Consider the following 13,570-nt stretch of genomic DNA (forward strand, 5'->3'; position numbering starts at 1 on the left):
TCTCTTTCTCCCAATAATCCCGGCATGTCTCTCGCGGCCCCACCGTCTCGAGATTTCGACCCCGATACTCACGATCCCTGTGAGTTGTCCCCGGCAGTGCCGAAACCGCTTCGCCACTCGAGCGAGGGGTGACCTTATGCCTATTGCTCACAAGAAACATATACGATGACGTCACCAAACGTGGATCCCGAACCGGAATTCGTCTACGACACCGACCGGGTGCGCGACTTCGTCGACACGGTCAAAGAAACAGCGAACGAACACGACGAGATTCCGGCGTTGCTCAAGGCACTGTCTGAACCCTTCGAGGCGCTCCTGGCGGACGACGACTGGCTCGACGAGCGATATCAACGGCTTCCCGCCGACGACGAGGAGGACAGCGGCAATATGGGCGACGATATCGCGCAGTGGCTGTTGTACCGGGAGGGGAACAAACTGTCGTTGTTCACCCTCGTCCTGCCGCCTGGTGCGTCGACGCCGGTGCACGATCATCTGGCGTGGGGACTCGTCGGAATCTACGGGGGGACCCAGCGGGAGGATTTCTATCGTCGCGTCGACGACGGGACCACTGACGAGGGCGAGGCGGAACTCGAGCGAATCCGGACGGATCGGATGGAACGAGGAGATTACTACGAACTGGTTCCGCCGAACAACGACATTCACTCGGTGGAGACGACGTCGGACGAACCCAGCGTGAGCGTCCACCTGCTCGGAGCGGACGTCGGCTGCATCGAACGGCACGCGTTCGACGCCGACGGTGGGACGGTCGAGCTCTTCCACTCGGGATACACGAACGTCGCGTGCGACGACGTACTGGACACACCGGCGGTCGGTCATGGACACCATGATGCGGACGACCACCGACACGACCACGTTCATGACTGAAGAGTGACTGGGACGGTAGTGGACTAGCTCTGTACCACTATCGTCACGAATCGTAACTGGTCGGATCAGCAAAGCTACTCGCTGGTGTTCCGTCTTTTCGAACGGGGATGATGCCTCGGGTAGACTGCCTGAGTATGCGTGCAATCGGTCTCATAGCTATTCCGTGGTTCCGTGCGAGCGGTGCAATTAGGCTATGTGGTTGGGCTGTTTGGTTAGGCTATTCGAATGGCTATTCATCATTGCTGTGTTGGTCAGTAAAGCGAGCGTATCCGAACGCTTCCTTGGTGTGATTTCTTACGGAACACTACCGAGCCATCCATCTTGTTAGCCCCTTTGTTTAGCCTATTTAGTTAGTCCAATCAGTTAGGTCTTCTTTTAGGCATACTTGTGTGGGGAGCGAAAATTCGCGGGTTCCGACTCACTAATTAGGCTGGCTAGTTAGGCTAATCAAATGACCTAACTAAACTAGCTATCTAATTATGTTGTCTAGTAGAACTGTACGGTTGATCTAGTGAAATAGTTCGAATATGTAGGCGAGCCGCCCAAGTCGACTGCTCGAGTGCACCCTCAGTCTAATCCGCTTCCCATCCACAGGTTAGATTGTCTATACATACTATTCAGTTAGGCTAACTAGGTAGGCTATTCAATCCCCTATCTCTTCATGCGGGATTAGAATCGATCTCGAGCAGCTAACCCCCACAGCAACACGAATACCAAACCAGTCGATTAGCCTATTCGGTTAGGCCAACTGAAATTCCTACTCGGTACATGTGGTGAAGTATTATATTCGGGAAGGCTAACCCATACGCATGCTCACGTACACGACGTACTCGGAGGCCGGCGGCGTCGGGAAATCGACGATCGGCGCGGCGTTGCTCGAGTCCCACGCGAACCACGGGCTCGACGTCCTCGCGATCGATATGGACCAGCAGAACGGGTCGCTCACCTATCTCCTCGATATCGACGCACCCCGTGACGACAGTCAAGCGGATAATATCGTTCGCCACCTGATCGATCGACCGAAAGGCCCACTCGAGGATCTCATCTACCAAACGGAGTACGGCTTCGACCTCATCCCCAGTCACAATATGCTCGAGAGCCTCGAAGATCTCCTCAACCGCGCACAGCAGATGGCCGACGATCTCGGCGAGGGTGACGACTTCGACCCGTACGACCGCCTCCGACAGGTACTCCTCGAGTCCAGCGTTCCACAGGAGTACGACGTCCTCGTCGTCGATCCGCCGGCGACGGCGGGCCCGCATCTCTACAACGCCGTCTCGGCCACCCGAAGTCTGGTGATCCCGGTCGAGCCGACTGGCAAGGGAATGCAAAGCGTTCTGGGATTGGAAGAGCTGGTCGACGGGCTCCAGGAGCGACTGGAAGCCGAAATCGGTGTTCTCTCGGCCGTTCCGAACGGCATCGGTAGGACGTCCGACCAGGACAGATATCTGACCGAAATTCGGGATCGGGGCTATCCCGCGCCGGTCGCGATCCGCGAGCGATCGTCGCTCTTCGAAGGCTGCTGGGACCAGCAGTGTACACCGCGATACTACGTCGCGAAACACCGCGACCGACGACGCGATCACGAGAGCGAAACGCTCGACAAAATCGACCGACTGGCGACCGAAATCGAGGAGGTGAGTGAGGAATGAAGAAGGGATCCGGTAGCGATCCGTTCGCGGATGTGCGAGACGAAGACGATGACGCGGGTGAAGCGTCACAGCCCGACGACGAATTGGATACCGAACCGCCTCGCTCTGATACCGAGGACGGGACGGCTCGAGGGGAAACCGCCGATGACGGTGGTCAAACCGCTAGCAGTGAAGATCGGTCGACCGAGGCGATCGTCGGGGAGCCGCCACAGGACGGTGCTACCGATAGCGGCGTTCCGTGGGTCTACGTTCGAGATAACGTCAAACAGGACCGCGAAATGGTCCAGTTCTATCTCCGGGATTTCATGCTCGAAGCGGAGGACGAGTTCGTCGATGCAGTTGGCGACGAACTCGGGACCGACGTTTCGAAGACCGACGTCCGGGAGGCGGCCTACGAAGCGGCGATGCACAACGTCGACGAAGTCGTCGACCGACTCGAAGCGTGGGGGTTCGAATCGGTCGACTGATCACCCGACTCCGATCTCGAATCGGACGTAGTGGGAAAGACGCTACTGTAGACGGAGACAGGAATCGGGTAGAAAACAGCTCGATTCGATCGAAGATCTGTTTTTCGATCTGCATCACTGGTACTAATCTCAGTGAGTCGCCGAGATCGTTGTTACCACGACCGGAACCAAGGATTTGGAGGGGATTTGAACCAGTTCCCGCTCACTGGTTTGTCGAAACCACGCATCACAGTCCCGTTGCGTCCCTCTAGTCACACCCAGTACCGAGCAACATTCTATATAGCCATATGTGATTTATGTGTGCGCTGCTAGCGTGCTACCGGTATTTTTCTCGGATTCCACCGAATTAGCCGTAGAGTCGAACACTTGACCGGCTCGATAATCAAATACGGCTCTATCAGACTCCGTACCCCGTGGATCCCGACCGATGGAACAGCAGAAACTCGACTCTCGAGGCCGATCGATCGTGACATCCGAAACGACACCGGTCGCTAGTTCACTCGAGGAACTCCTTCGATCGAAATCGAAGGGCGGTGGGGAAAGTGGGAACTGTCGGCGAAATTTCGAGCATTGTGTCGACGCCTTCCTCGAATGGCTCGAGGCAGACTTCCAGTCGGGGAAACGTTCGACGACCCGGACGAACGAACGTTCCGATGGTACGCCCGCGACCCCTAGGGGTTTCGCCCCGGAAACGGTTCAGACTATTGCGTGCTGGTCAGTCCTATCGGTTGGTGCGTTCGTGAGGGGTTCCTTGAGGCGAACACGCACAGCTACCGTTGCGAAGGAAACACTTCCCGAAAACGATGGGCGCCGATCGGGGGATCGGCAGGCCTGGACCGACGAACACCGGCTGTTGATCACATGTCACGTCGATTCACTCGCCTACGATGCTGCCGATGGGTACGGCTGGGTGCGATCAACGGGTTACCGAACGCTCGTCTCCGTCCTGTGCTGTTCCCGTATCCGCGGGGACGAAATTTTCGCTGATCCGGAAGCCAATCGCTGTACTGGACTCCGGTGGACTGACGTCTCCTTCGCGGACGGGACGAAGGCCGTCCTCTCGAGAAGCAAGACTGATTCGATCGCTCACTGACGGAGTGGTGATAAACCAAATACGGCGATACAAAGAATCGTTCAATCCTCCCCCCGATGACTAACCATGTTTTCGACGTTTCATCTCCCAACGCTCTACGAAACGCTTCGACGGGACTACAGAACGAATACATGTGGTAACTGGAAAAATCGAGACGTTCGTCGTGGTTGCGCTGGCGAAATCGAAATCTTCGGTGACCGTCGTGAGTACGAACTGATGTTACCTTCCTCGATACTGACGGCGTCGGCGGATCCCGCGTCGACTCTGTGCAGATGCAGGTCTCACGCCCGATGGAAAACACGATTATCTCGCGCCACACGGTAGACAGCGTGGCACTGGTGAAGTACTGTCTCGACGACAGGGCTTCACTGCAGCTGCCCGTCTCTTAGACAATAGCGAAGCGGTCGTTCGAACGTCCGATTCTCGTATCGAAGCGAAAGAGATGCGACGTGGGTTCTCTCTACTTCGACACTGAGAGCGGTGTGGCCAGCGAATAAGACGGCTATCTGGCAGATGAGTGCGGATATATAGAATGAGAGCTAATCTCTAGTATGGCACGCCATATCATCGTTCCAGTCGACAATTCGGACGAATCGACGAAAGCGCTCGAATACGCCGTTAAAGAGTACCCTGACGAACGAATCACCGTGCTCCACGTCGTTCAGTTCGATCGAACCTCGCTGTACGGCGACGAAGGATTCCTCTACAGTGACGAATATCGCGAGCAGATTCGCAAACGAGGGACGGATATCCTCGAGAGAGCGAGCGAGACCGCCGCTGACCGTGGGGTCGAGGTCGACACTGCGCTCGAAATGGGGAACCCAGCGCGCACGATTACCGCGTATATTGCGGAGCATGACGTGGATCACGTCGTTCTCGGAAGTCACGGCCGCACCGGGCCAGCGCGTGTTCTTCTCGGCAGTGTCGCTGAGACCGTGACGCGGCGCTCGCCAGTCCCGGTGACGGTGGTCCGCTGACTCGTCTCTGCGCCTGACCACTGGTCCCGATGCAGGTTCGCGTGGGCCCAAGTCTCTCGCTGTGTCGGATGGCCGGCGAGGTTGGGGAGCACTCTAACGGTACGGGAAACCGATTCTCATAACCCGATCACCGATACCTGAATCTCTACGCCACCTTCTCGTGGATAGTGGGGTCTCGTCACGTCACAGACCGGATGTTTTACACCATTCGTTAGCAATTCACGTGGTATGCCACGGTACTACGAGGATTTGGAGATCGGTGAGACCTACGAAACCGGCGGATACACGGTCACCAAAGAAGAGATCATCGAGTTCGCCGAGCAGTTCGACCCGCAGCCGTTCCATCTCGACGAGGAGGCCGCCCGAGATTCGATGTTCGGAGAATTGGTCGCCAGCGGCCTCCATACACTCTGTTTGTCCGTCCGCTTGTTCGTTACGGAGATCGTCAACGGCGAGGTCGATATCGCGAATATGGGCGGCCTCGGGATGGACGACCTGCGCTGGCACGAGCCGGTCCGCCCCGGTGAGACGCTGCGGGTTCGGGTCGAAGTCGTCGGAAAGACACCCTCGACGAGCCGATCCGATCGCGGTTACGTCGATTTCCGTCGCAGCGTCGTCAACGATGTCGATGAAGAAGTGATGTCGATCCTCTCGCACAATATCGTCCGTCGAATAGACGCGGCGGACTAGCCTCACCCGCTCCCGTTCCAGCGCTGCCACGAACGAAAGCTGATCGTATCGTGGACTGAGCCATCCCGACTGAGAGCGCATCCGTTCCTCGTTCGGAATCGCTGCTCCGTCGCTGAGAGGCGCCCAACGGTATATGTGGATGGCTCGGAATGAGTGTTGTATGGGAACGTATGACTGTCTCGAGTACGCTGTAGACGAGGGCGTAGCCCGAATCGCACTGGATCGCCCCGAGGCCCTCAACGCGTTGAATCCACCGTTACTGCGCGAACTCGAGGATGCGATCGAACGCGCCGAAGCCGCCGACGAGGTTCGAGTCGTCGTCCTGAGCGGCAACGGCCGAGCCTTCTCCTCGGGCTACGACATCAGCGAAGCCGAGACCGACAAACCGACCGACGACCGTATCCTCGACCAGCGGACTCACCTCGAAGCGATCTTTTCGTCGCGGCTCCCGGTCATCGCGGCGGTCGACGGGACTGCAATCGCCGGCGGGTGCAACCTCGCGATCTGCTGTGATCTCACCTTCGCGACGGAGCCCTCCGAGTTCGGCTATCCCGACATGCACTTCGGCGAACCCCCGCCGAAGTTCGTGCTGCCGTTCGTGACGAACTCCCTGAAAGACGCCCGGGAACTGCTCTATTCGGGGAAGACCGTCGACGCAACCACCGCCGCCGAGATGGGACTGGTCAATCGGGTCGTCCCCGAGGGAGAACTGGACGCAACCGTCGAGACGGAAGTGGCCGCGATCAAAAAGACCCCGAGTACGGCCGTTGCGATCGCGAAAGACATGCTCAACGACGTGCAGGAAACCCAGGGGTTCAGACGGTACGGCCGCGTCGACGAGTACGTCGGCGCACTCACCATGGAATCCTCGTCTGCGGAACGGTTTCGCGAAATTCGGGACGAGGAGGGGCTGCAGGCCGCCCTCGAGTGGATGCACGAGACCGACAAACCGTGAGCGGAGGGGGACCACAGACGTCCGTTTACGGCGTTCCATGATCTTACGCCGTCCTCTCGCTCTCCTGTAAACGAAGCGGCTTGGACAGCAGATCCGACCAGCATCGAACCTCGTAGTTGCGCATTCTTCGACAGTGTTCGAATTTCGTCCCTCGCCGTATCGTACGACTACGTCCGAGTTCCGTGGAGTAGCCCCTCGAAGCTCTCAGTCACCGAATCGTTCTGCTACTAATCACGTAACGGCTGCCGCCAGTTCCGGTGGGAGGTCCGAGATCTCCGCCTTCCGTTCTTCGGAGAGGTACATCATCCACTCTACCTTCCGCAGTAAGTCCGCCGTGGAAAACTCGTCCGATTCCCGGTCGTAATCGTCGAGCAGCAGGTGCGTATTGTTTCGAAATCGGATGTTGGAGACCTCGCCCGCGACGCCGTCGACGTAGAACGCGAATTTGGCGTTCCTCGCAGCTGGAATTATAGGCTGTTTGACCTGCCAGTCGCCCGGAAAATAGCTGTTCCTCGAGAATCGCATCGCTTGGGTGTACGTCCGGCCGCGGTCGTCGTAGACGGTGAAATCCTCCCAGGGGTGCAGGGAGAGATCGTAATCGACGAGGTTCGTGAATTCGAACGCGAAGAACGGTCCGTCGAATTCGCTCGGTTTTCTTACGGCCGGATCCGACGACGTCACCCACTCGTATCCGACGAGCTCCGCTCTGAAGAGGTCACATTCGGCGACGATAGTCGTCGGCGGCGTTGATTCGAATGCGCTGATGGTTTCGGTGTACGAACGATCCGTGATTTCGGTCCCGTCCGCGTAGGTCGCGACGAGGTCTTCGGCGGACATCTCTCCGACTAATCGCTGCAGCGTTCCCCCATCTATCAACTTGATGTTGAAATCGTCGGCGATGACTTCGGCCTGGTTCGTGAATCCGCTCGTCGTGATGATGACGACTTCGTCGACGTTCTCCCGCTGCTTCAGCGACGCGTATTTCTGTAACTCGGGGCCGGAGACGGAGTTACCATCGCGATATCGTTTCGTCTGGATGAGGCTCTTCTTCGGATACGGGAACGCTTTCGTGGCGATAACGTCGATCCCTTTGTCGCCCGATTGGGCCGTTACTTCGGTGGACCAGCCGCGGCGAGACCAGAGATCAGCGATGAAGTGCTCGAACTCGTGACCGTCCAACTGCTGGAGGATCTGCAAAATAGAAGACATCGCTGCTCCCGTATCCATAACGCTGTGAGCATCGTCGTCACGGTAGCAAAAGATTTCGCATACCGGCTGCTGTACCGGCAGACCTCGAAACGTCGTCCGACCAGTGCAGGTACTATTATATATCTGCATTGTTTAGAAGTTCGACATGATGGCGCCGAGTTGCCAGCATTCCTGCTGGACCGCGCTCGACGCGAGTGAAACATCCTTCTCCGGCGGTGTGTTCCAGGGTGATTTCGGTGACTGATCCCGATAGCGGTCGGATCGGACTCTTCGTCGGTATTTTGCTCGTCGCTGCCGTGGCACTCGTCCTTATCTCAGACAGTCTGGACGTGAGCCCGATTGCACTCGCACCGGCCTACATGTTCTCACCGATGGTCGCTGGCCTTGCAGTCTGCCTCTCCCGGGACATCCGACTGTCGGATGTCGGGCTTCGACGGGGCCGGCTCCGATGGCTTGCCATAGCGGCCGTGGTCGCGCTGCCACTCATCGGTCTGACCCTCGCATTCGCCCTCGCAGTCCCCGGGGTGGACTTCGATCCGACCGCCACCCCGATTCCGGGTTTCGAACTACCGCCGGGCCTCCTCGGCGTCGCGGTAGCGGTCGGACTCGCACTTGTTCTCGGGGCCACGGTCAACGCGATCTTTGCGTTCGGAGAGGAGTTCGGCTGGCGCGGCTACCTCCTGTGGGAACTCGCACCGTGGGGTTTCTGGAAGGCGTCGTTCGCGATCGGTGCGCTGTGGGGCATCTGGCATACGCCCGTGATCGTCGCCGGGTACAACTACCCATCGTTCCCCTATATCGGTGTTCTCGCCATGACGGTCGCGTGTCTCTCCTTTTCGCCGGTCTACACCTACGTCGTCGTGCGTGCGAAGTCCGTGCTCGCCGCAGCGCTTCTCCATGGTGTGTTCAACGGGTCGGCTGGTCTCGTCGTCGTGTACGCGACCGCGGATGGGGCGGCTCTCGAGGAGCTGGTCGCAAGCCCCGTGGGTGCTGCCGGCGTGCTCGCGTTCGGCGTTGCTGCGATTGCCATCGCAGTTCTCGATACGCCGACACTGTCCCGGAAATCGTTCTCCGGATACCGTGCGTCGTAGCGGTGTGGAGCAGTAGTTCGCCAGACACGGATTTCTATCAGAGATCACGATCATCGCTCAGGAATTCGATGACATCGATTCAGGAGGTGAATTTATTATTTTCAAATAAATAGTTAGATATATATATTATATTCCCCCTCCACCTCGAGAGCCCGATTAAAAGACGAATAGCCGAACCAGTCCTCGCCGTCCTCGCAATTCTCTTGACGGCCGGTATAATCAACGAACGGCCGATTCTTTTCGAGATCGTCCCCGGACGGCTTTGGTACCCGGCAGTGATACTCGTTCCCGGTCTTCTCTCCCTTTCCGTTTTGATCGGTGTGGTGGCACACGGAATTCGACTCGGCTCCGCAGTTCTCGGTTCCGGCGATCGGATCCGGCCCGGTGACACGGCGGTGACTCGGATCTTCGCTTCGTTCGTCCTCGGAGCCCTCACCGTGTACACCCTGTGGTGGGTCGTTGCGACCCTATACGTTCACCACCTGGCGGAAACGGGCGGTGTTTCCCCATCGATCTTTGTGCTGGTGTTCGGAAGGATACTCGGAGGACTCGTCCTAGTACGGGCCGTGTTCTTTCAGTTGTTCCCGGAGGGACCACTGTCCCGGCTGAGAGACCTATTCGTCGAGTGATCCGGCTTCCGTCAACACGAATCGATACGTGATACCCGAAAGCCAAAACAGCACGAAGAATTGTGGATCGAATTCATCGAAGGTAGTCTCGAGATCTCGGCGTCGAGGCCGCCAACGACGCAGCACCGGCCCGCGCAAACAGCAGAACATCGGCAGACCTGTATCGGGTTCCTGGCGTAGCCGATAGTTGCCTCCTCTCCCTGGTTCCGACCTCAGTCACTCGAAGACGGACGCTAACCCGACGACACAGAGTTGCTCTGGAACCTCATGTTCTTGGTGAATCAGGCATAGGAGTGGGTGGATCCGTGATTGTATTTCAGTCGTCGGGTCACTCAAACTCGATCAGTACATCGATATCCCCGGCCGATTCGGGGAAGGCCTCGAAAATCGTGGTGACCGTGTCGTGTGACTGTCCTAGTTCGAGCTGGAGGTCGGCATGGACCTTACTCAATCCGATCTCGTTGAATGCCCCCGGACCGCCAGTACCGTCAGTGGTGGTGTAGGAGATCGATCCGTAGCTAACCGAACCCGTGATATCGCTCTCGAGCCATTCATCACGTAGCTCGGACACGCTGTTACCGGCGTACTCGAAGGTCTCACGCCCAGTCCCATCGGTCTTGAACCCGGCACCGGGGAACCACTCGCTAGAGTCGGTTGATCCCGTAGCGCCGACGACGTAGGCTGGCTCATCCTCACCCAGGTTTGCCAGGAGGAAGTGCCGAATCGCGTACTCGAGCTCTTCGGGGACGGCGTTCGACTGGATCTCGTCGACATCGAAATCTCGATCGTCTTCCATATCGTGGATGTCGTCGAGGATGCGTTGTTCGTTCTCCTCGCTGACCCAGGGAACGACCACGACACGTGTCGGATGACGGTCGCCCAATGAGCCGAGGAACGACCAGTCATCCTTAATCTTGTAACCGTCTGAGAGAAGGCCAGTCACCGCAGCACGGAACGCGGTCTCGGTCTCGTCTTTCGGGAGGTACACATCGGAGTCGCCGCGGATCGCTGTCAGCACCTGGCTGGTGTCTGCCTCGCCCGAGGCCTCGAGCACCGCTTCGATTTGCGACCGGACCTCCTCCGTCCCGATCTCGGTAACATTAGAGACGTCACGGAGTGTGGCGTCCGAGCGAGCCATGTCGATAATCTCGGTGCCCGACACGAGGACAGACTTGTCCTCGGCTGCCAGCCGCCCTACTGCCCGCATCACGGCGTCATGTGAGTCGCCATCGATCCAGATCTCGATGTCCTGCATTAGCTCGAGTTCGAAATTACCCACGTCGACCTCGGTCGTGCCGCCACTGAAGCGCCGTCGCAGCTCTTCCTCGACCTCGTCAACCCCCCAGTGATCCACAGTCGACTCGAGGACCAGCGTCGTGTCCTGGTTCAGATTACGGAACTGCGGCTTGAATTCACTTCCATCGTGGGCGAGCACTGGCTTGTCTTCCAACTCACTTTCGACGGCGTTGACAACGACGTTGCTGTCACCGGGGATTGGCATCCTCGGGTTCTGGAGGAACTGTTCGTAGAGATCCTCGATCGTCGTCGAAGATCTATTGTCCAACCGGTCCTGCACGACCGCCCAGATGCTCTGTTCAATTTCGAATGGGTCAGCCTCCATCGCCCGTTCGATATTCCGGTGGTTGAGAACCGGCTCTTCGGCAACGATGCTCTCTATGGGCGTCGCCGCCGCGTAGCCGAACTCGTTCAGGAGGTCGTTCCCGTCGATCACCTCACCGTAGGCGCTTGTCAGCCGCGAGCGAAGCTCATCTTTATACTCGTCGTGCAGGCTGTCGATCTCCTCACGGATCTCCTCACTGAGGTTCGGGTCGTCTTTGCGGATTTCGGCACCGAGGACTTCCTTTGCCTTGCCGAGGAACTTATCCTGTTGGTCGCTCGGCGAGATCTTCTTGTCGTTGCTCGGCTGGATGAACAATAGCGAGTTGCGCCATTGGCGGCCCGCCGGCTGATTCTTGATGACTGCCGCGACGCTGTCTGCGTCCCAGGGTTCGTTCCGGACGACTAGCTTGATGTTCTGGCTGTCAGGGACCGATCCCAGGTCTTTCGAAAAGCCCACAGCGTGCGTGCTCCCGGCGAAAATAGATTCAACGTCCTCGCCCAGCAGCGCCATAGCGTCGTCATCAGCGATATCTCTGGCGGCATTCCGGACGAGCGACCGGGGATTTTCGTCCTCTCGGATGACGTATCGGTCGTCGGTCTCCCATAGGTGATAGACCTCCCCCTGCAGGCGCTCGAGGTTGACGATGATGTCGTTCGCTCGGTCACCCTGGTGGTAGGTGCCCTGGATGATATCACCCGTCGTCGCTCCTTCGTCCAGCCCGGGCGTGAGCGAGTAGATCAGGACCGTACTCAGGATCTCCCGCCCGTAGCCGATGTTCGCGTCCGCCAGGCGGTCGGTGATGTCGTCGTAACAGCGGTCAGGACGGGCGTGTTCGACGTTGATGCGAGTGAGTTCGTCGATGTACCCGACGGCGTCGACGGTCCCGTGGGTCAGGAGGTCCGTCTCCTCGTGTTTGTCCTTCAGGAGCTTGGCGAACAAGAAGAGCATCCCGCGAGTCGCTCCGGATTCGGTCTCGGCGAAGTAGCGCGTTTTCAGCGCGTCGATAAGCTCCGGGTGGAAGGGATACGTCTGGAGCATGTCTTCACGGAGTCCCTCCGGGAGGTCGACGTAATCCGTATCGGCATACGTCTCGATGTAGTGCTCCACGAGCGTCCGGACGCCGGGCTCGTCGGTGATCTCCCCGACCAGGCGGTGGCGGAGCACGTCCCGGATGTCGACCTGGTTGGACATGTTCACTGGGACTGTCTCCTGGCGCGAGAGGATATCGTGGACCTCCGATCCCTCCCGGAGTACGGAGACGATGGCGAACAGTTCCGTTTCCGGACGGGACGTCGTCTCCAGGAGCGCCTGGAGGAACCCCTTGTTCGCGCGCTTGCGGCGTCCCTGAAGCGACCCGAACCAGTCCTCCAGTTCGTCGACCAAGAACGCAACCGTGCGGTCGCCGATTGCGTCCTGAATCATGTCGATGGGAGGATAGCCCCCGTCGTCGAACTCGTCCTCGTCGGGTTCGTAGTCCAGCGCGTCGAAGAACGGTTCCCACAGGTAGTCCGACTGGCTCTTCTGCAGCGAGACGACGATAGGGGTGGCCGAGTCGGGGAGTGCTTCGGCCAGCCCATCGATGCGCCCCCTGGCCCAGTCGCCGACGGTCTCCGGGTTGGCGAAGGCGTGATAGAGTGCCACCATCTGGTGGGACTTCCCGGTCCCGTAGGGGCCGTACATTTCGTGGGTCCCGTCGGTATCCTCGCCGTTGAGCGTGTCCCGCAGACGCTTGAACGAGTCTTCCAGTCCCTGAGTGAGAAGCGTGCGTTGGAAGAACCGCGTGACGTCGGATTCGAGCGTCTCTTCGTCGCTCTCGACGTCGTAGAGGCGAATCTGCCCCTTGATCGTGCCACTACCCTCGCGGAGTTCCTGGCTCAGCGTGACGTAGTCGCTGATCGTATTGGGAGTTCCTTCAGTACTCATGTAACTCATCACGGGAAATGAACTACCATTAAAACATTGGACAAGAATACGGAGTCATGGGCGAGTTGGGAGAAACAGTTGATCTTCTAATGAGCGCTAAGAATGACGTTCTCAGCCCCGAACCGAGAACGATCGAGGCCACGTTCACGGAAAACAAATCTGCAGCTATCGAATCAGCAAGAACTCTCGTAGAGGAAGTTACAAATGAGGAATCTGTCGAAATTCACGAAGAGTACGTAGGTGAAGTGGATCCGATTCCTGGCAGTGACGAATCCCGACATCAGGTGAATATCGTGATTGATGGCCCATTAGACGCAGATAGCTGAGTGCTTCTGAATCTACTCCGAAGACGTAGCGGAAATCTCTCCGGCGGAGCTC

General features: G+C 58.2%; 12 protein-coding genes. 10 read left to right on the plus strand and 2 right to left on the minus strand.

Features of this window, described 5'->3' with window-relative positions:
• The first annotated feature begins 165 nt into the window (after positions 1–165).
• The 7 genes from LDB05_RS06245 to LDB05_RS06275 all read left to right on the plus strand — a co-directional run bounded on the left by LDB05_RS06245 (position 166) and on the right by LDB05_RS06275 (position 6,719).
• Positions 166–885 (plus strand): cysteine dioxygenase family protein, encoded by a 720-nt coding sequence (locus LDB05_RS06245; protein WP_226007065.1) that lies wholly within the window; start codon positions 166–168, stop codon positions 883–885.
• Positions 886–1,694: 809 nt separating this feature from the next.
• Positions 1,695–2,537 carry a ParA family protein gene (locus LDB05_RS06250; RefSeq protein ID WP_226007066.1) on the plus strand — a complete coding sequence of 281 codons (843 nt, stop codon included), beginning with the start codon at positions 1,695–1,697 and terminating at the stop codon, positions 2,535–2,537.
• The gene (locus LDB05_RS06255) at positions 2,534–3,004 is read left to right on the plus strand and encodes a DUF7970 domain-containing protein (protein ID WP_226007067.1); all 471 of its coding nucleotides are present in this window, start codon (positions 2,534–2,536) and stop codon (positions 3,002–3,004) included. Before LDB05_RS06250 ends, LDB05_RS06255 begins: the two co-directional genes overlap by 4 nt.
• 751 nt (positions 3,005–3,755) lie before the next feature.
• Positions 3,756–4,097 carry a hypothetical protein gene (locus tag LDB05_RS06260; protein WP_226007068.1) on the plus strand — a complete coding sequence of 114 codons (342 nt, stop codon included), beginning with the start codon at positions 3,756–3,758 and terminating at the stop codon, positions 4,095–4,097.
• 551 nt (positions 4,098–4,648) lie between these two features.
• Positions 4,649–5,074, plus strand: coding sequence for a universal stress protein (locus LDB05_RS06265; protein ID WP_226007069.1), 426 nt, complete (start codon positions 4,649–4,651; stop codon positions 5,072–5,074).
• Positions 5,075–5,302: 228 nt separating this feature from the next.
• Positions 5,303–5,764 carry a MaoC family dehydratase gene (locus LDB05_RS06270; RefSeq protein WP_226007070.1) on the plus strand — a complete coding sequence of 154 codons (462 nt, stop codon included), beginning with the start codon at positions 5,303–5,305 and terminating at the stop codon, positions 5,762–5,764.
• A 160-nt stretch (positions 5,765–5,924) separates the two neighbouring features.
• Positions 5,925–6,719 carry an enoyl-CoA hydratase/isomerase family protein gene (locus tag LDB05_RS06275; RefSeq protein ID WP_226007071.1) on the plus strand — a complete coding sequence of 265 codons (795 nt, stop codon included), beginning with the start codon at positions 5,925–5,927 and terminating at the stop codon, positions 6,717–6,719.
• Positions 6,720–6,950: 231 nt separating this feature from the next.
• On the opposite strand, the gene LDB05_RS06280 is transcribed toward LDB05_RS06275, so the two are convergent.
• The gene (locus LDB05_RS06280; RefSeq protein WP_226007072.1) at positions 6,951–7,946 is read right to left on the minus strand and encodes a restriction endonuclease; all 996 of its coding nucleotides are present in this window, start codon (positions 7,944–7,946) and stop codon (positions 6,951–6,953) included.
• Positions 7,947–8,224: 278 nt separating this feature from the next.
• Here LDB05_RS06280 and LDB05_RS06285 point away from each other — a divergent pair, with 278 nt between their 5' ends.
• Positions 8,225–9,019, plus strand: a complete 795-nt coding sequence (locus LDB05_RS06285; RefSeq protein WP_226007073.1) for a CPBP family intramembrane glutamic endopeptidase — start codon at positions 8,225–8,227, stop codon at positions 9,017–9,019.
• Positions 9,020–9,294: 275 nt separating this feature from the next.
• Positions 9,295–9,648: a hypothetical protein gene (locus LDB05_RS06290; protein ID WP_343232908.1), complete on the plus strand. Its 354-nt coding sequence runs from the start codon at positions 9,295–9,297 to the stop codon at positions 9,646–9,648.
• Positions 9,649–9,976: 328 nt separating this feature from the next.
• Here LDB05_RS06290 and LDB05_RS06295 read toward each other — a convergent pair whose 3' ends face one another.
• Complete coding sequence (locus tag LDB05_RS06295; protein ID WP_226007074.1) at positions 9,977–13,192, minus strand: DUF499 domain-containing protein; 3,216 nt, start codon at positions 13,190–13,192, stop codon at positions 9,977–9,979.
• A gap of 56 nt (positions 13,193–13,248) precedes the next feature.
• On the opposite strand from LDB05_RS06295, the gene LDB05_RS06300 reads away from it, so the two are divergent.
• Complete coding sequence (locus LDB05_RS06300; RefSeq protein WP_226007075.1) at positions 13,249–13,518, plus strand: hypothetical protein; 270 nt, start codon at positions 13,249–13,251, stop codon at positions 13,516–13,518.
• Positions 13,519–13,570: the final 52 nt, after the last annotated feature.

Origin of the sequence: Natrinema salinisoli (assembly GCF_020405205.1) — an archaeon.
Lineage (GTDB): Archaea > Halobacteriota > Halobacteria > Halobacteriales > Natrialbaceae > Natrinema > Natrinema salinisoli.

Bases quoted from the DNA above. Each gene is read 5' to 3' on its own strand.
- LDB05_RS06245 (WP_226007065.1), top strand. From the start codon at position 166: ATGACGTCACCAAACGTGGATCCCGAACCGGAATTCGTCTACGACACC.
- LDB05_RS06250 (WP_226007066.1), top strand. From the start codon at position 1,695: ATGCTCACGTACACGACGTACTCGGAGGCCGGCGGCGTCGGGAAATCG.
- LDB05_RS06255 (WP_226007067.1), top strand. From the start codon at position 2,534: ATGAAGAAGGGATCCGGTAGCGATCCGTTCGCGGATGTGCGAGACGAA.
- LDB05_RS06265 (WP_226007069.1), top strand. From the start codon at position 4,649: ATGGCACGCCATATCATCGTTCCAGTCGACAATTCGGACGAATCGACG.
- LDB05_RS06270 (WP_226007070.1), top strand. From the start codon at position 5,303: ATGCCACGGTACTACGAGGATTTGGAGATCGGTGAGACCTACGAAACC.
- LDB05_RS06275 (WP_226007071.1), top strand. From the start codon at position 5,925: ATGGGAACGTATGACTGTCTCGAGTACGCTGTAGACGAGGGCGTAGCC.
- LDB05_RS06280 (WP_226007072.1), bottom strand. From the start codon at position 7,946: ATGGATACGGGAGCAGCGATGTCTTCTATTTTGCAGATCCTCCAGCAG.
- LDB05_RS06295 (WP_226007074.1), bottom strand. From the start codon at position 13,192: ATGAGTACTGAAGGAACTCCCAATACGATCAGCGACTACGTCACGCTG.
- LDB05_RS06300 (WP_226007075.1), top strand. From the start codon at position 13,249: ATGGGCGAGTTGGGAGAAACAGTTGATCTTCTAATGAGCGCTAAGAAT.